The 16718-nt window shown below is 68.1% G+C and carries 13 protein-coding genes; 6 read left to right on the top strand and 7 right to left on the bottom strand.

The window, feature by feature from the left end:
• Window positions 1–228: 228 nt before the first annotated feature.
• Together tgt and queA are read right to left on the bottom strand one after the other, a co-directional pair.
• Window positions 229–1416: a tRNA guanosine(34) transglycosylase Tgt gene (tgt, locus tag ACN22W_RS03575; protein ID WP_129513749.1), complete on the bottom strand. Its 1188-nt coding sequence runs from the start codon at window positions 1414–1416 to the stop codon at window positions 229–231.
• A 90-nt stretch (window positions 1417–1506) separates the two neighbouring features.
• The gene (gene queA / locus ACN22W_RS03580) at window positions 1507–2586 is read right to left on the bottom strand and encodes a tRNA preQ1(34) S-adenosylmethionine ribosyltransferase-isomerase QueA (RefSeq protein ID WP_419686259.1); all 1080 of its coding nucleotides are present in this window, start codon (window positions 2584–2586) and stop codon (window positions 1507–1509) included.
• A 167-nt stretch (window positions 2587–2753) separates the two neighbouring features.
• Here queA and recG point away from each other — a divergent pair, with 167 nt between their 5' ends.
• From recG to ubiA, 6 genes are all read left to right on the top strand, one after another.
• Entirely contained in the window at window positions 2754–5084 is a 2331-nt protein-coding gene (gene recG, locus ACN22W_RS03585) for an ATP-dependent DNA helicase RecG (protein WP_419686260.1), read from the top strand.
• A 126-nt stretch (window positions 5085–5210) separates the two neighbouring features.
• Window positions 5211–6170 (top strand): hydrogen peroxide-inducible genes activator, encoded by a 960-nt coding sequence (locus ACN22W_RS03590; protein ID WP_048250800.1) that lies wholly within the window; start codon window positions 5211–5213, stop codon window positions 6168–6170.
• 625 nt (window positions 6171–6795) lie between these two features.
• A complete protein-coding gene (gene katG / locus ACN22W_RS03595) occupies window positions 6796–8982 on the top strand; it encodes a catalase/peroxidase HPI (protein ID WP_419686262.1) in 2187 nt (728 codons plus the stop codon).
• Between the two features lie 118 nt (window positions 8983–9100).
• Entirely contained in the window at window positions 9101–9256 is a 156-nt protein-coding gene (locus ACN22W_RS03600; RefSeq protein WP_419686264.1) for a hypothetical protein, read from the top strand.
• Window positions 9257–9377: 121 nt separating this feature from the next.
• Window positions 9378–9866 (top strand): non-specific DNA-binding protein DpsA, encoded by a 489-nt coding sequence (gene dpsA, locus ACN22W_RS03605; RefSeq protein ID WP_048250802.1) that lies wholly within the window; start codon window positions 9378–9380, stop codon window positions 9864–9866.
• 209 nt (window positions 9867–10075) lie between these two features.
• The gene (gene ubiA / locus ACN22W_RS03610; RefSeq protein ID WP_343492961.1) at window positions 10076–10939 is read left to right on the top strand and encodes a 4-hydroxybenzoate octaprenyltransferase; all 864 of its coding nucleotides are present in this window, start codon (window positions 10076–10078) and stop codon (window positions 10937–10939) included.
• A 98-nt stretch (window positions 10940–11037) separates the two neighbouring features.
• On the opposite strand, the gene proC is transcribed toward ubiA, so the two are convergent.
• The 5 genes from proC to ACN22W_RS03635 all read right to left on the bottom strand — a co-directional run bounded on the left by proC (window position 11038) and on the right by ACN22W_RS03635 (window position 16700).
• The gene (gene proC, locus ACN22W_RS03615) at window positions 11038–11850 is read right to left on the bottom strand and encodes a pyrroline-5-carboxylate reductase (protein WP_419686266.1); all 813 of its coding nucleotides are present in this window, start codon (window positions 11848–11850) and stop codon (window positions 11038–11040) included.
• 51 nt (window positions 11851–11901) lie between these two features.
• Window positions 11902–12600 (bottom strand): YggS family pyridoxal phosphate-dependent enzyme, encoded by a 699-nt coding sequence (locus tag ACN22W_RS03620; RefSeq protein ID WP_419687365.1) that lies wholly within the window; start codon window positions 12598–12600, stop codon window positions 11902–11904.
• A 98-nt stretch (window positions 12601–12698) separates the two neighbouring features.
• Window positions 12699–13925, bottom strand: a complete 1227-nt coding sequence (gene glcF, locus ACN22W_RS03625) for a glycolate oxidase subunit GlcF (RefSeq protein ID WP_129513756.1) — start codon at window positions 13923–13925, stop codon at window positions 12699–12701.
• A 7-nt stretch (window positions 13926–13932) separates the two neighbouring features.
• The gene (gene glcE / locus ACN22W_RS03630; RefSeq protein WP_048250813.1) at window positions 13933–15021 is read right to left on the bottom strand and encodes a glycolate oxidase subunit GlcE; all 1089 of its coding nucleotides are present in this window, start codon (window positions 15019–15021) and stop codon (window positions 13933–13935) included.
• 185 nt (window positions 15022–15206) lie between these two features.
• Entirely contained in the window at window positions 15207–16700 is a 1494-nt protein-coding gene (locus ACN22W_RS03635) for an FAD-linked oxidase C-terminal domain-containing protein (protein WP_129513758.1), read from the bottom strand.
• Between the last annotated feature and the right edge of the window lie 18 nt (window positions 16701–16718).

A 16718-nucleotide genomic window follows, 5' to 3' on the forward strand; every position in this document is an offset into this window, starting at 1 on the left:
TCTCTCCGTAGGGGAACTTCGAAAAATAAGCCGGTTATTCTACCACCGGCCCCATGCGCAAACGGCTCGGCAAATGCGCTTTCGGATCAAGCTGTTAAAGCGCGAACCGACACCGTTGCGACTTGTATGGAAAGGCAATTGTAATATTTGGCGGTCGTGACGGGCGACTGGAACGCGTTATTTAGTACTCGTCCTATGTGACGGGCCGCCGCGCGGCCCGCCGGCCCGTCAGTCGACGCCTCTCGCGCGATCCTCCGCGAAGCGCTGGCGGAACGCGTCGAACGTATGGGTTTCGATCGCGTCGCGGATCTCGCTCATCAGCTGCAGGTAGTAGTGCAGGTTGTGGATCGTGTTGAGCTGCGCGCCGAGGATTTCGCCGACGCGGTGCAGGTGATGCAGGTAGCCGCGCGAGAAGTTCTGGCACGTGTAGCACGTGCAGCTCGCGTCGAGCGGCTTCAGCGAGTTCTTGTGCGTCGCGTTGCGGATCTTCACGTCGCCGAAGCGTGTGAACAGCCAGCCGTTGCGCGCGTTGCGGGTCGGCATCACGCAGTCGAACATGTCGACGCCGTTGGCGACGCCCTCGACCAGGTCCTCCGGCGTGCCGACGCCCATCAGGTAGTGCGGCTTGTTGGCCGGCAGCTTCGGGCCCACGTGCCGCAGCACGCGCATCATGTCTTCCTTCGGCTCGCCGACCGACAGCCCGCCGATCGCGAGGCCGTGGAAGCCGAGTTCCGACAGGCCCGCGAGCGATTCGTCGCGCAGGTCCTCGAACATCCCGCCCTGGACGATCCCGAACAGCGCGTTCGGGTTGCCGAGCCGGTCGAACTCGTCGAGCGAACGCTTCGCCCAGCGCAGCGACATGCGCATCGAGTCGGCCGCTTCCTTGTGCGTCGTCGGCACGCCGTTGGTTGCGTACGGCGTGCACTCGTCGAACTGCATCACGACGTCGGAATTCAGCACCTTCTGGATCTGCATCGACACTTCCGGCGACAGGAACAGCTTGTCGCCGTTGATCGGCGACGCGAACGTGACGCCGTCCTCGGTGATCTTGCGCAGGTCGCCGAGCGAGAACACCTGGAAGCCGCCCGAATCGGTCAGGATCGGCTTGTTCCAGCCCATGAACGCGTGCAGGCCGCCGTGCGCGTCGATCGTGTCGAGGCCCGGGCGCAGCCACAGGTGGAACGTGTTACCGAGGATGATCTGGGCCTTGATCTCGTGCAGCTCGCGCGGCTGGATCGCCTTCACGGTGCCGTACGTGCCGACCGGCATGAAGATCGGCGTTTCGACCACGCCGTGGTTGAGCTTCACGCGGCCGCGGCGTGCGTGGCCGTCGGTCGTCAGCAGTTCGAATTCGAGCCCGTTTGCCGGGCGGTCCTGCACGGGGGCGTGCGTATCGTGGGATGAACCTTCGGTCATCGCTTTATGCTCCTTGCCACCGGAGAACAGTCCGGCGCATGTTGGAAGCGCCGCCGGCAAGCCGGCGGCGGGGAAAAGGGTGCGTCGCGCTTATGCGCCGGTTTGCACGCCGGCCGCCTCCGGCGTGTCGCGCCGCGTGAGCAGCATCGCGTCGCCGTAGCTGAAGAAGCGGTAGCGCTGGTCGATCGCGTGCCGGTAAGCGGCGCGGATCGTCTCGACGCCCGCGAACGCGGACACCAGCATCAGCAGCGTCGACTTCGGCAGGTGGAAATTCGTGACGAGCCGGTCGACCACGCGGAAACGATAGCCGGGCGTGATGAAGATGTCGGTCTCGGCCTGCGTCGCCGCGAGCGGGCGGCCCGCTTCGTCGGCCGTGCGCGCGGCGGCTTCGAGCGCGCGCATCGACGTCGTGCCCACCGCGATCACGTTGCCGCCGCGCGCGCGGGTCGCGGCGATCCGGTCGACGAGCGACTGCGGCAGGTCGTACCACTCGCTGTGCATCTTGTGCTCGGCGATGTTGTCGACACGCACCGGCTGGAACGTGCCGGCGCCGACGTGCAGCGTCAGCGTCGCGCGCTCGACGCCCATCGCGTCGAGCTGGTCGAGCAGCGGCTGGTCGAAGTGCAGCCCGGCCGTCGGCGCGGCGACCGCGCCCGGGTTGCTCGCGTAGACGGTCTGGTAGCGCGTCTCGTCGGTCGCGTCGGGATCGTGCTCGATATACGGCGGCAGCGGCAGGCGGCCGAACTGCTCGATCAGCACGAGGCACGGCTCGGGGAAGTGCAGCGTGAAGAACGGCTCGACGCGCTCGCCGACCGTCACGTCGAACGCGTCGGCGAGGCGCAGCGTCGTGCCGGCGCCCGGCGACTTGCTCGCGCGGATCTGCGCGAGCGCCGTGTGGGTGCCCGTCACGCGCTCGATCAGCACCTCGATCTTGCCGCCGCTGGCCTTCTGGCCGAAGAAACGCGCCTTCAGCACCTTGGTATCGTTGAAGACGAGCAGGTCGCCGGGCGCGATGCACGACGGCAGCTCGGCGAATTTGCGGTCGACGAGGCGCGCGGGCTCGACGGTGCGGTCGACCTCGAGCAGGCGGCTCGCGGTGCGATCGGGCAGCGCGGTTTGTGCAATCAGCTCGGGCGGCAGATTGAAATCGAAATCGGAAAGCGTGAACATGCGGGCTGGTTCGAAACGGCCGGCGAGCGTTGCCGGCAGGGCGGAAACGCGTAAATGGGGCGCGCGAGCCGCTATGATGACGGGATGCGCGGCCTGGCCGGCGTCGTTCGTTCGGACGACGTGAAAGCCGCTATTGTACTTGCCTTGCGAAGCACCCAGACGATCCGATGCCTGTGTCACCACGCCGTTCCACCGCCACCGTTGCCGATTCCGCCGATCCGTTCGACGCGGACGATGCCGCGCTCCCCGCGCAAAGCGCGCAGGAGCCTGCCGAGCCGCAGCGCGCCGCGCCGCGCCGGGCCGGGCCGAAGCGCGGCGCCGACGGGCGGCTCTCGCAGCCGGCCGCCGCCGCACCCGATGCCGACGGCGCCGCCGCGAGCGACGAAGCCGGTGCGGCCGGCGCGAAGCGCAAGAAGAAGGCGGCCGCCGACAAACCGGTAAAGACCGTCGACAAGCTCGCGAAGCTCGGCCTCACGCGCTCGATCGATCTCGTGCTGCATCTGCCGATGCGTTATGAGGACGAAACCACGCTCACGCCGATCGGCGAGCTGCTGCCGGGCGGCATCGCGCAGACCGAAGGCGTCGTGTTCGACAACGAGGTCGCGTACCGGCCGCGCCGCCAGCTCGTCGTGAAGATCCAGGACGACGACGGCGAGCTCCTGGTGCTGCGCTTCCTGAATTTCTACGGCTCGCAGGTCAAGCAGATGGCCGTCGGCCAGCGGCTGCGCGTGCGCGGCGACGTGCGCGGCGGTTTCTTCGGGATGGAGATGGTGCATCCGGCGGTGCGCGTCGTCGAAGCGGATGCGCCGCTGCCGCAGGTGCTCACGCCCGTCTATCCGAGCACGGCCGGCGTGTCGCAGGCCTATCTGCGCAAGGCGATCGAAAACGCGGTCGAGCGCACGCCGCTGCCCGAGCTGCTGCCGCCCGAGATCGATCGGGCGTACCTGAAGCCGCTCGGCGTGCCGTCGCTCGAGCAGGCCGTGCGCATCCTGCATCACCCGCGCGTCGATTCCGACGAAGCCGCGCTGATGGACGGCTCGCATCCGGCGTGGACGCGCATCAAGTTCGAGGAGCTGCTCGCGCAGCAGCTGTCGCTCAAGCGCGCGCACGAGGAGCGCCGCACGCGCGCGGCGCCCGCGATGCCGCGCCGCACCGCGAGCGATGCCGGTGCGCTGACGACCCGGCTCTACGCGGCGCTGCCATTCACGCTGACGGGCGCGCAGTCGCGCGTCGTCGACGAGATCGCGCACGACCTCACGCTCGCGCACCCGATGCAGCGGCTGCTGCAGGGCGACGTCGGCAGCGGCAAGACGGTCGTCGCGGCGCTGGCCGCCACGCAGGCGATCGACGCCGGCTACCAGGCCGCGCTGATGGCGCCCACCGAAATCCTCGCGGAACAGCACGCGCGCAAGCTGCGCGCATGGCTCGAGCCGCTCGGCGTCACGGTGGCGTGGCTCGCGGGCAGCCTGAAGGCGAAGGACAAGCGCGCGGCGATCGAGGCGGCCGCGCTCGGCACCGCGCAGCTGGTGATCGGCACGCACGCGATCATCCAGGACACGGTCGAATTCGCGCGGCTCGGCCTCGTGATCGTCGACGAGCAGCATCGCTTCGGCGTCGAGCAGCGTCTCGCGCTGCGCGCGAAGGCCGCGAACGCGGCCAACGGCGCGCGCGATTTCCAGCCGCACCAGCTGATGATGTCGGCCACGCCGATTCCGCGCACGCTCGCGATGACGTACTACGCGGATCTCGAGGTCTCGACCATCGACGAACTGCCGCCGGGCCGCACGCCCGTGCTGACGCGCCTCGTCGGCGACGCGCGGCGCGAGGAGGTGATCGCCCGCGTGCGCGAGGCCGCGCTGACCGGGCGTCAGGTGTACTGGGTGTGCCCGCTGATCGAGGAGAGCGAGACGCTGCAGCTGCAGACGGCCGTCGAGACCTACGAGACGCTGGCCGCCACACTCCCCGAGCTGAAGGTCGGGCTCGTGCATGGCCGGCTGTCGCCGGCCGACAAGGCGGCCGTGATGGAGGCGTTCACGCGCAACGACGTGCAGTTGCTCGTTGCGACGACCGTGATCGAAGTCGGCGTCGACGTGCCGAACGCGTCGCTGATGGTGATCGAGCATGCTGAACGCTTCGGCCTCGCGCAGCTGCACCAGCTGCGCGGCCGCGTCGGGCGCGGCACCGCGGCGTCGGTGTGCGTGCTGCTGTACACCGGGCCGTTGTCGATCACCGGTCGCGAGCGGCTGAAGACGATGCGCGAGACGACCGATGGCTTCGAGATCGCGCGGCGCGACCTCGAAATCCGCGGCCCCGGCGAATTCCTCGGCGCGCGCCAGTCGGGCGCGGCGATGCTGCGCTTCGCGAACCTCGAGACCGACGGCTGGCTGATCGACCCGGCCCGCGAGGCCGCGGCGCGGCTGATCGACGGCTACCCCGAGGTCGTCACGCAGCATCTCGCGCGCTGGCTCGGCGCGCGCGAGCAGTACCTGAAGGCTTGATCCACCGGCTTGGGGCCGGATCCGAAAGCGCCAATCGATGCATCGCGATGCAGAGAAACTTGGCGAACCGGTGCCAGAGGGTGTATAAATTAAACCTATCGCCTGTATATCTCTGATTGACCCACAATGACGCTGACTGAATTGAAATACATCGTCGCGGTTGCGCGTGAGCGGCATTTCGGCCGCGCGGCCGAAGCATGCTTCGTGAGCCAGCCGACGCTGTCGGTGGCGATCAAGAAGCTCGAAGACGAGCTCAACGTGCAGATTTTCGAGCGCGGCGCGAGCGAAGTGAGCGTGACGCCGATCGGCGACCAGATCGTCACGCAGGCGCAGCGCGTGCTCGAGCAGACCTTCGCGATCAAGGAGATCGCGAAGCAGGGCAAGGACCCGCTGGTCGGTCCGTTCCGTCTAGGCGTGATCTACACGATCGGGCCGTACCTGCTGCCGACGCTCGTCAAGCAGATGATCCAGCGTGTCCCGCAGATGCCGCTGATGCTGCAGGAGAACTACACGCTGAAGCTGCTCGAACTGCTGAAGCAGGGCGAGATCGACGCGGCCATCATGGCGCTGCCGTTCCCGGAAACCGGCCTGATGGTGCGGCCTCTGTACGACGAACCGTTCGTCGTCGCGCTGCCGGCCGGCCATCCGTGGGAGAAGCGGGTGGAAATCGACGCCGAGGACCTGAAGCAGGAAACCATGCTGCTGCTCGGCAACGGCCACTGCTTCCGCGATCACGTGCTCGGCGTGTGCCCGGAGCTGATGCGCTTCTCGCAGACGGCCGACGGCATCCAGAAGACCTTCGAGGGCTCGTCGCTCGAGACGATCCGCCACATGGTCGCGAGCGGCGTCGGCATCACCGTGCTGCCGCGGATGTCGGTCGCCGAGGTCGGCCCGCGCGCGAACGGCCCCGATGCGGAGCTGCTGTCGTACGTGCCGTTCAACGAACCGGTGCCGGACCGCCGCGTGGTGCTCGTGTGGCGCAAGAGCTTCACGCGGATGCCCGCGATCGACGCGATCAGCGACGCGATTGCCGCATGCGTGCTGCCGGGCGTCGCGAAGCTCGACATGCCGGCGACGATGAACTGAGTCGCCGCGACCCACGGCCCTGGCCGATAGACGGGGTTCACGACCCCGTTTAATTTTATCTAAGTAATAGATAAAATTAATCAAATATCTTGTTTGAATAGTATTTAATAGAATCTCTCACATGGATCGTTTGCCGGTTCGGCAGCCGGTCCGCACGCTGAATGCAAGCGTCAAAGGAGGATGTCATGATGCGTTCGATACTGGGGCACGCGCAGCGGAACATCCCGCCGCGCGGACATGTCGTAGATCGCGCCAGGGCCGCAATTCTGAGCCTGCGCCCGATCGCATTCGCGTACCTGGCGGACCGCGCGTATGGTGGATGAGTGCCGCCGCCCGCCGGTCCTGTGTTCCCCCGAGTCACCCGCCGTCAAGCCATGAGGGAGCAACGCATGTCAGAAAGCTGGAAACCCGCACGCGTCGCCGGCACGCCACCCGCCGGCCACCGCCTGCCGCAGCGCGCCGCTCGCGGCACGCGCGTATCGAAGCGCTCGCACGACATCCCGTAGGACGCAGGAGGATCAACCCGTTCCGTTTCTTACCCCCGCAATGACGCTTCACCCGCCGGTTCCGGCACGATGCCGGATCGCGCAGGTGGGGAAATACGAGCAAGCCAAGGAGAAAACGCATGTCGAACGAAACGAAGTGCCCGTTCAATCACGCCACCGGCGCTGGCGCGACGAACAAGGACTGGTGGCCGAATCAGCTGAACCTGAACATCCTGCACCGGCACTCGGCGCTGTCCGATCCGATGGACAAGGATTTCGACTACGCCGAGGCATTCAAGACGCTGGACCTCGCGGCGGTGAAGAAGGACCTGCACGCGCTGATGACGACGTCGCAGGACTGGTGGCCGGCCGACTTCGGCCACTACGGCGGCCTGTTCATCCGCATGGCATGGCATAGCGCCGGCACGTACCGCACGGCCGACGGCCGCGGCGGCGCGGGCGGCGGGCAGCAGCGCTTCGCGCCGCTCAACAGCTGGCCGGACAACGTGAGCCTCGACAAGGCGCGCCGGCTGCTGTGGCCGATCAAGCAGAAGTACGGCCGCAACATCTCGTGGGCCGACCTGCTGATCCTGACCGGCAACGTCGCGCTCGAATCGATGGGCTTCAAGACCTTCGGCTTCGCCGGCGGCCGCGTCGATACGTGGGAACCGGACGACGTCTACTGGGGTTCGGAAAAGATCTGGCTGGAACTGAGCGGCGGCCCGAACAGCCGCTACTCGGGCAAGCGCGACCTCGAAAGCCCGCTCGCCGCCGTGCAGATGGGCCTCATCTACGTGAACCCGGAAGGCCCGGACGGCAACCCCGACCCGGTCGCCGCCGCGCACGACATTCGCGAGACGTTCGCGCGGATGGCGATGAACGACGAAGAAACGGTCGCGCTGATCGCGGGTGGCCACACGTTCGGCAAGACGCACGGCGCCGGTCCGGCGTCGAACGTCGGCGCCGAGCCGGAAGCCGCCGGCCTCGAGCAGCAAGGTCTCGGCTGGAAGAGCACGTTCGGCACCGGCAAGGGCGCGGACGCGATCACGAGCGGCCTCGAAGTCACGTGGACGTCGACGCCGACGAAGTGGAGCAACGACTTCCTCAAGCACCTGTTCAGCTATGAGTGGGAGCTCACGAAGAGCCCGGCCGGCGCGCACCAATGGGTCGCGAAGGATGCCGGCGACGTGATTCCGGATGCGTTCGACGCGTCGAAGAAGCATCGCCCGACGATGCTGACGACCGACCTGTCGCTGCGTTTCGATCCGGCCTACGAGAAGATCTCGCGCCGCTTCTACGAGAACCCGGCCGAGTTCGCCGATGCGTTCGCACGCGCCTGGTTCAAGCTCACGCACCGCGACATGGGCCCGCGTGCCCGTTATCTCGGCCCGGACGTGCCGGCCGAGCATCTGCTGTGGCAGGACCCGATCCCGGCCGTCGACCACAAGCTGATCGATGACGCCGACGTCGCGGCGCTGAAGGCGAAGGTGCTGGCATCGGGCCTGTCGGTGTCGCAGCTCGTGTCGACCGCGTGGGCGTCGGCTGCGACGTTCCGCGGTTCGGACAAGCGCGGCGGCGCGAACGGCGCGCGGATTCGCCTCGCGCCGCAGAAGGACTGGGAAGTGAACCAGCCGGCGCAGCTCGCGAAGGTGCTCGCGACGCTCGAAGGCGTGCAGAAGGCGTTCAACGACGCGCAGACGGGCGGCAAGAAGGTGTCGCTCGCCGATCTGATCGTGCTGGCCGGTGCGGCCGGTGTCGAACAGGCGGCGAAGAACGCGGGCGTTGCGGTGACGGTGCCGTTCGCACCGGGCCGCGCGGATGCGACGCAGGAAGAGACCGACATCGAAGCGATGGCCGTGCTCGAACCGCTGGCGGATGGCTTCCGCAACTTCCTGAAGCATGCGTACAAGACGCCGGCGGAGGCGCTGCTGGTCGACAAGGCGCAACTGCTGACGCTGAGCGCGCCGGAGATGACGGTGCTCGTCGGTGGCCTGCGCGTGCTTGGCACGAACGTCGGCGATGCGAAGCACGGCGTGTTCACCGACCGTCCCGAAGCGCTGACGAACGACTTCTTCGTGAACCTGCTCGACATGGGCACGGAATGGAAGCCGGCATCGGCCGCGAACGACGTGTTCGAAGGGCACGATCGCGCGACGGGCAAGGTCAAGTGGACCGGCACGCGCGTCGACCTGATCTTCGGCTCGCATGCGCAACTGCGTGCGCTGGCCGAGGTGTACGGCAGCGCGGATGCGAAGGAGAAGTTCGCGCACGACTTCGTCGCGGCCTGGAACAAGGTGATGAACCTCGACCGCTTCGATCTCGCATGAACCTTGCCGCGACGTAATGCGGTAGTGAAGTAACGCAGCAACGCAGCAACGCGAAACGGCCGGTCGAACGACCGGCCGTTTCTTCTGGAACCTGAGTTTTGTTGAAGGAGTGACGACCATGACGCAATTGATGTTGAACATGCGCGCCGCACTGGCGGCGCCGAAGATGCGGGCGCCGGCCGAGATCGCGCGATACGTAGCCGGATTCGCGATCGTCATCGGCGGTGCGGCCGAACTGGTGTCGCAGGCGCTGCGCGCGATCGCGGCCGCCTGAGCGCGGCGCGTCACGCGCCACGCTGCAGTGGCGAGCCGTGCGCGCGGGTGGTGCGGTGTCGACAGGCAGGTAGCCCGATTTGCTTTCATTGCCTTGGTTCATTGAATAAGGAGTCCGTAACATGGCCGGGAAGACTCACGCCACGCAGATCAACATCGGCATCAGCGACAAGGACCGCAGGAAAATCGCGGACGGCCTGTCGCGCCTGCTCGCCGATACGTTCACGCTGTACCTGAAGACCCACAATTTCCACTGGAACGTCACGGGCCCGATGTTCAACACGCTGCACCTGATGTTCGAGGCGCAGTACAACGAACTGTGGCTCGCGGTCGATTCGGTCGCTGAACGCATTCGCACGCTCGGCGTCGTCGCGCCGGGTACCTTTGGCGATTTCGCGAAACTGTCGTCGGTGCCGGAAGCGAACGGCGTGCCGGCGGCGGAAGACATGATCCGCCAGCTCGTCGAAGGGCACGAGGCAGTCGTGCGAACCGCACGCGCGATCTTCCCGATCGCCGACGCGGCGAGCGACGAGCCGACCGCCGACCTGCTGACGCAGCGGCTGCAGACGCATGAGAAAACCGCGTGGATGCTGCGGTCGCTGCTCGCGTAAGCGCGGCGCGGCCGGGCAGGGCGCGCGGACGGCGCGATCCGGGTGGTGTGGAATCTGCCCCTTGATTGATGCGTATCGCGGCGCGGCCGCGTGCGGCGGGCCACGGCGGTCCATCCGCGTACTGCAACTGCCGGCCGCGGGTCGCGCCGACATGACGCGAAGCGCCGCTCGGCTCTAAAATGCCGGGGTTATCTTCCCGGTGCTTCGCCATGCTTGCCCGTTTTCCGCTGTATCTGCGGCTCGTCCGGATGGACAAGCCGATCGGCAGCCTGCTGCTGCTCTGGCCGACGCTCAACGCGCTGTGGATCGCGTCGGACGGCCACCCGCGCTGGCCGCTGCTCGTGATCTTCACGCTCGGCACGCTGCTGATGCGTTCGGCCGGCTGCGCGATGAACGACTACGCCGACCGCGATTTCGACCGCCACGTGAAGCGCACGGCCGACCGGCCGCTGACGTCGGGCAAGATCCGCGCATGGGAAGCCGTCGCGATCGCGGTCGGGCTGTCGTTCATCGCGTTCCTGCTGATCCTGCCGCTCAACACGCTGACGAAGGAGCTGTCCGTCGTCGCGCTGTTCGTCGCGGGCTCGTATCCGTTCATGAAGCGCTTCTTCGCGATTCCGCAGGCGTATCTCGGCATTGCATTCGGCTTCGGCATCCCGATGGCGTTCGCGGCCGTGCAGGACACGGTGCCGGCGATCGCATGGGTAATGCTGATCGCGAACATTTTCTGGTCGGTCGCGTACGACACCGAATACGCGATGGTCGATCGCGACGACGACATCAAGATCGGCATCCGCACGTCCGCGCTGACGTTCGGCCGCTTCGACGTCGCGGCCGTGATGGCGTGCTACGCGGCGACGCTCGGCATCTACGTGTGGATCGGCGTGACGCTCGGCTTCGGTCTGGCGTACTGGGCCGGCTGGGCAGCGGCGGTCGGCTGCGCGCTGTATCACTACACGCTGATCAAGGGTCGCGAGCGGATGCCTTGCTTCGCGGCGTTCCGGCACAACAACTGGCTCGGCGGCGTGCTGTTTGCCGGGATCGCCGCGCATTACCTGCTGGCCGGCAACTGAACGGAGCCGCGCGCCGGCGCGCGGTGCCAATGAAAAAAGCGGCCAGGTGACCGCTTTTTTTACGTCCGGTGCCGGAGAAGCCGGCACCGCGGGCGTGCTTACGCGCGGCCGAGTTCGTCGCCCATTTCCTTCGCGCGTGCCTCGGCCGCGAGTGCGCCGCGCACGATCGCTTCCTTCACGCCCTGCGCGTCGAACGATGCGAGCGCGGCGGCCGTCGTGCCGCCCTTCGACGTCACGCGCTCGCGCAGCACGCTCGCCGGCTCGCCCGATTGCGCGGCGAGTTGCGCGGCGCCCGCGAACGTCGCGACCGCGAGCGCGCGGCCCTGTTCGTCGTTCATGCCGAGGCGGCGCGCGGCTTCCTGCAGTGCTTCGATGAAATAGAACACGTACGCCGGGCCGCTGCCGGAAATGGCCGTGACGGCGTCGAGCTGCGATTCGTCGTCGAACCACACGATCTCGCCGACCGCGCCGAGCACGTTCGATGCGAGTTCGCGGCCCGCCGCGTCGACGCCCGGCAGCGCGGCGAGGCCCGTCACACCCATGCCGACGAGCGCGGGCGTGTTCGGCATCGTGCGCACGACGCGCGCGTAGTCGCCGAGCCAGCGCGCGAGGTCCGTGCCGCGGATGCCGGCCGCGATGCTGATCACGAGCTGCGACTTCAGGTGCGGCGCGAGCGCCTGCGCGACGTCCTTCAGCACCTGCGGTTTCACCGCGAGCACGACCGCGTCGTAATCGGCGAGCGTCGCGTCGACGGCCGCGCCGGTGCGCACGCCGAATTGCTGCGCGGCGCGCGCGCGGACGTCCTCGTTGATGTCGATGGCATACAGGCCGTCAGCGGCGACGCCGCGCTTGATCAGGCCGCCGATCAGGGCCGCGGCCATGTTGCCGCCGCCGATGAATGCGATTTTCATGATGTCCGATTGAGCAAGTGAGTGAACGGAAAGGCGGAAAGGGCGCGGCGTTCAGTGCGCGTAATCGCGCGCACCGAAGATCGCGGTGCCGACGCGCACGATCGTCGCGCCTTCGAGCACGGCCGCGTCGAGATCGGCGGACATGCCCATCGACAGCGTGTCGAGCGCCAGGCCGTCGGCGCGCAACGCGTCGAACAACTCGCGCAGCGCGCGATGCGGCGCGCGTTGCGCGTCGGTGTCGCCGGCCGGTTCGGGAATCGCCATCAGGCCGCGCAGCCGCAGCGACGGCAGCGCGGCCACCGCGCGCGCGACCTCGGCCACGTCGGCGGGCGCGACGCCGCTCTTCGACGCCTCGCCGCTGATGTTCACCTGCACGCAGACGTTGAGCGGCGGCAGGTGCGCGGGGCGTTGTTCCGACAGGCGCTGCGCGATCTTCAGCCGGTCGACCGAATGAACCCAGTCGAAGCGCTCGGCGACCGGGCGCGTCTTGTTCGATTGCAGCGGCCCGATGAAATGCCATTCGAGGTTCGCACGCAAGTCGGCGAGCGCGTCGATCTTGTCGATCGATTCCTGCACGTAGTTTTCGCCGAATGCGCGTTGCCCGGCCGCATGCGCGGCGCGCACGTCGTCGGCGGGAAACGTCTTCGAGACGGCGAGCAGCGACACCGTGGCGGGATCGCGGCCGGCCGCGCGGGCGGCGTCGGTGATGCGGCGATGAACGGATTCGAGACGGGCGGCGAGATCGGACATGACGGGCACGAAGACAGGCACGGAAGCGGGCATGAAGCAGCTGCGCCGCGGCACGCGGCGCATCGATCCGTCCATTATACGGACGCCGCGCGCGAGGCCTAGCCGTACAGCAAATGCTCGACGAGCTGGATCCAGTGGGTGACCGGAATCTGCGTGCCGCTCTGCAGGTGCGCGATGCAGCCGATGTTGCCGGAGACGATCATCTGCGGTTCGAGCGCCTGCAGCTTCAGCAGCTTCTGCTTGCGCAACCGGTACGACAGCGACGGCTGCGTCAGCGAATAGGTGCCGGCCGAGCCGCAGCACAGATGGCTGTCGGCCGGCAGCCGCACGTCGATGCCGAGCGTTTCGAGCAGGCGCTCGACCTTGCCGCGCGACTGCTGGCCGTGCTGCAGCGTGCACGGCGGGTGGTACGCGACGGTATGGATCGCGCGGCGCCGTGCGAGTGTCGCGAGCTCGGCCTCGAACGCGAGCAGCACGTCGGAGATGTCGCGCGTCAGCGCGACGATGCGCTGTGCCTTCTCCGCGTAGATCGGATCGTCGCGCAGCAGGTGCGCGTATTCGAGCACCGTCGCGCCGCAGCCCGTTGCGTTCATCACGATCGCCTCGGCGCCCTGTTCGACGTGGGGCCACCATGCGTCGATGTTGCGGCGCGCGTCGTCGAGCGCTTCGTCGTGATAGTTCAGATGCAGGCGGATCGCGCCGCAGCAACCCGCGTCGGGCGCGACGACCGTCTCGATGCCGAGTGCATCGAGCACGCGCGCGGTCGCGATGTTGATGTTCGGCAGCATCGACGGCTGCACGCAGCCGCCGAGCATCAGCATCTTGCGCGTATGCGTGCGGTGCGGCCATTCGAGCAGCCGCGTGCGCGGCGGCACCTTGTCGCGCAGCCGCTTCGGCAGCAGCGGCCGCACGTGCTGGCCGAGCCGCATCATCGGCGAGAACAGCGCGGCGTTGGGCACGAGGCTCGCGAGCACGCGGCGCACGAGACGCTGCTGCACGGGGCGCTGCACTTGCGCCTCGACATGCTTGCGGCCGATCTCGACGAGCCGGCCGTACTGGACGCCCGACGGGCAGGTCGTCTCGCAGCTGCGGCACGTGAGGCAGCGGTCCAGGTGCTGCTGCGTGCTGCGCGTGACGTTCGCGCCTTCGACCAGCTGCTTGATCAGGTAGATGCGCCCGCGCGGGCCGTCGAGTTCGTCGCCGAGCAGCTGATAGGTCGGGCAGGTCGCGGTGCAGAACCCGCAATGCACGCACTTGCGCAGGATCGCTTCGGCCTCGTCGCCGTCGGGCGTGTTGCGGATGAAATCGGCGAGGTTCGTTTGCATCGAGCTCTCAGAGATCGGGGTAGAGCCGGCCGCGGTTGAAGATGCGCGCGGGATCGAACGCGGCCTTCAGCCCGCGGTGGATTTTCATCATCGGGGCGGGAAGCGGCGTGAACACGCCCGCGCTGCGGTCGTAGGCGTCGCCCGCGCGGAACAGCGTCGCGTGGCCGCCGGCCTGCTTCGCGCTCATGCGCACGGTCTGCGCATCGGCGTCGGTGATCCACCAGCGCTGCGCGCCGCCCCATTCCATCAGCTGGGTGCCCGGCAGGTGCATCGGTTCGGTGATCGACGGCAGCGCGAGGCGCCACAGCGCATAACCGGGCGGGATGCCGTTGAAGAACGGGTCGGTATGCTCGCGCAGGCCGGCCCAGAAGCGCTCGGCTTCGACCGCGTCGACGACTTCGCCGCCGAGCAGCGTCTTCGCGGATTTCACGGCCGCTTCGGCGCCCGACAGGCGCAGCACGAGCGTGCCGTTGCGCCACGCGCTCGCGCTGACGGGCAGCGGATGGCCACCCCATTCGTTGAGCTTGCGCACCGCGTCGGTGGCGGTCATCTCGAACTTCAGCGTGACTTCGGCGACCGGCATCGGCAGCACCTTGATCGACAGGTCGAGCATCAGCCCGAGCGTGCCGAGCGCGCCGGCCATCAGCCGCGACACGTCGTAGCCGGCGACGTTCTTCACGACCTGCCCGCCGAAGCGCAGCATTTCGCCGCGGCCGTTCATCAGCGTGACGCCGAGCACGAAATCGCGCGGCGCGCCGCAGGTGGCACGGCGCGGGCCCGCGAGGCCCGCCGCGACGCAGCCGCCGACGGTGGCTGCGCGGCCGAAGTGGGGTGGCTCGAACGGCAGCATCTGGCCGCACTCGGCGAGGACGGTTTCCAGCTGCGCGAGCGGCGTGCCCGCGCGGACCGTGACGACGAGTTCGGCCGGGTCGTACGACACGATGCCCTGAAACGCGCGCGTGTCGAGTATTTCGCCCTCGAGCGCCTGGCCGTACCAGTCCTTGGTGCCGCCGCCGCGAATCCGCAGCGGCCGGCCGTCGGCGCTGGCCGCACGGACGCGTTCGGCCCATCCGGCGACGATGTCGTCCTCTTCCATGTTCTGTTGCTGCCTCGACTTGTTGTTCGGTCGATTGTACCGGGGTGGCGCGATTCCACATCGCGACTATCCCTAAGCCGGGTATTGCGGACCGCATGCCCGCGCCGACGCGCGAACGGGCCGCGCGGGCACGGCAGTACGCGGCGGCCCGGCCGCCGGCGCGGGCCGCGCACCGCGCGCGACGCTCAGAAGCGCGGCAGGTCGGGGTGCGGCAGCAGCCCGCCGCGCACGTGCTGGCGACCGTACTCGGCGCAGCGCGCGCGGGTCGGGATGCCCTTGTCCGGGTTCAGCAGCCCCGCCGGATCGAATGCGCGCTTGACCGCGAAGAACGCATCGCGCTCCTGCGGGGAGAACTGTACGCACATCGAATTGAGCTTTTCGATGCCGACGCCGTGCTCGCCCGTCACGCTGCCGCCGAATTCCACGCAGCATTCGAGGATTTCCGCGCCGAACTGCTCGGCGCGGTGCAGCTCGTCAGGGTCGTTCGCGTTGTAGAGGATCAGCGGATGCATGTTGCCGTCGCCCGCATGGAATACGTTGATGCAGCGCAGCCCGTAGCGCGTTTCGAGCTGCTCGATGCGCGCGAGCAGCGGGCCGATCGCGCGGCGCGGCACGGTGCCGTCCATGCAGTAATAATCGGCGGAAATACGGCCGGCGGCCGGGAACGCGTTCTTGCGGCCCGACCAGAAGCGCAGCCGCTCCTGTTCGTTGCGCGACACCTGGATGCGTGTCGCGCCGTGCTCGCGCAGCACGGCCGTCATCCGCACGACTTCTTCCGCGACTTCTTCCGGCGTGCCGTCCGATTCGCACAGCAGGATCGCCTTCGCGTCGAGGTCGTAGCCGGCGTGCGTGAACGCCTCGACGGCCTGCGTGGCCGGCTTGTCCATCATTTCGAGCCCGGCCGGGATGATGCCCGACGCGATGATCGCCGCGACGGCCTCGCCGCCCTTGACCACGTCGTCGAAGCTCGCCATCACGAGCTGCGCGGTCTGCGGTTTCGGGATCAGCCGCACCGTGACCTCGGTGACGATCGCGAACATCCCTTCGCTGCCGATCATCACGGCGAGCAGGTCCAGACCCGGCATGTCGAGCGCGAGCGAGCCGAACTCGACGATCTCGCCGTCGATCGTCACCGCGCGCACGCGCATCACGTTGTGCACCGTCAGCCCGTATTTCAGGCAGTGGACCCCGCCGGAGTTTTCCGCGACGTTGCCGCCGATCGTGCACGCGATCTGCGACGACGGATCGGGCGCGTAATACAGGCCGTACGGCGCGGCGGCTTCCGAGATCGCGAGGTTGCGCACGCCGGGCTGCACGGTTGCCGTGCGCGCGTACGGGTCGACTTCGACGATGCGCGTGAAGCGCGCGAGCGACAGCACGACGCCGAGCGCGATCGGCAGCGCACCGCCCGACAGGCTCGTGCCCGCGCCGCGCGGCACGATCGGCACTTCCATGCGCCGGCAGATCTGCACGATCCGCTGCACCTGCGATTCCGTTTCGGGCAGCGCGACCGCGAGCGGCAGGCGGCGGTAGGCGGACAGGCCGTCGCATTCGTACGGGGCGGTGTCTTCGTCGCGGTACAGCAGGCAGTGCGTCGGCAGCACGGCCATCAGCGCCTGCACGACTTCGCGCTGGCGCTGCGCGCGTGCCGCGCTCGACAGTTCGACGGGAGCATTCATGGGGTCTCCTGCGGGAGG

Origin of the sequence: Burkholderia theae (assembly GCF_048565265.1) — a bacterium.
GTDB lineage: Bacteria > Pseudomonadota > Gammaproteobacteria > Burkholderiales > Burkholderiaceae > Burkholderia > Burkholderia theae.

What these genes read in the sequence shown, in the direction of transcription:
- ACN22W_RS03620 (WP_419687365.1), bottom strand. Translation starts at nt 12,600, where the DNA reads ATGTCCGATCTCGCCGCCCGTCTCGAATCCGTTCATCGCCGCATCACC.
- recG (WP_419686260.1), top strand. Translation starts at nt 2,754, where the DNA reads ATGCCTGTGTCACCACGCCGTTCCACCGCCACCGTTGCCGATTCCGCC.
- dpsA (WP_048250802.1), top strand. Translation starts at nt 9,378, where the DNA reads ATGGCCGGGAAGACTCACGCCACGCAGATCAACATCGGCATCAGCGAC.
- ACN22W_RS03590 (WP_048250800.1), top strand. Translation starts at nt 5,211, where the DNA reads ATGACGCTGACTGAATTGAAATACATCGTCGCGGTTGCGCGTGAGCGG.
- proC (WP_419686266.1), bottom strand. Translation starts at nt 11,850, where the DNA reads ATGAAAATCGCATTCATCGGCGGCGGCAACATGGCCGCGGCCCTGATC.
- ACN22W_RS03635 (WP_129513758.1), bottom strand. Translation starts at nt 16,700, where the DNA reads ATGAATGCTCCCGTCGAACTGTCGAGCGCGGCACGCGCGCAGCGCCAG.
- katG (WP_419686262.1), top strand. Translation starts at nt 6,796, where the DNA reads ATGTCGAACGAAACGAAGTGCCCGTTCAATCACGCCACCGGCGCTGGC.
- glcE (WP_048250813.1), bottom strand. Translation starts at nt 15,021, where the DNA reads ATGGAAGAGGACGACATCGTCGCCGGATGGGCCGAACGCGTCCGTGCG.
- ubiA (WP_343492961.1), top strand. Translation starts at nt 10,076, where the DNA reads ATGCTTGCCCGTTTTCCGCTGTATCTGCGGCTCGTCCGGATGGACAAG.
- ACN22W_RS03600 (WP_419686264.1), top strand. Translation starts at nt 9,101, where the DNA reads ATGACGCAATTGATGTTGAACATGCGCGCCGCACTGGCGGCGCCGAAG.
- queA (WP_419686259.1), bottom strand. Translation starts at nt 2,586, where the DNA reads ATGTTCACGCTTTCCGATTTCGATTTCAATCTGCCGCCCGAGCTGATT.
- glcF (WP_129513756.1), bottom strand. Translation starts at nt 13,925, where the DNA reads ATGCAAACGAACCTCGCCGATTTCATCCGCAACACGCCCGACGGCGAC.
- tgt (WP_129513749.1), bottom strand. Translation starts at nt 1,416, where the DNA reads ATGACCGAAGGTTCATCCCACGATACGCACGCCCCCGTGCAGGACCGC.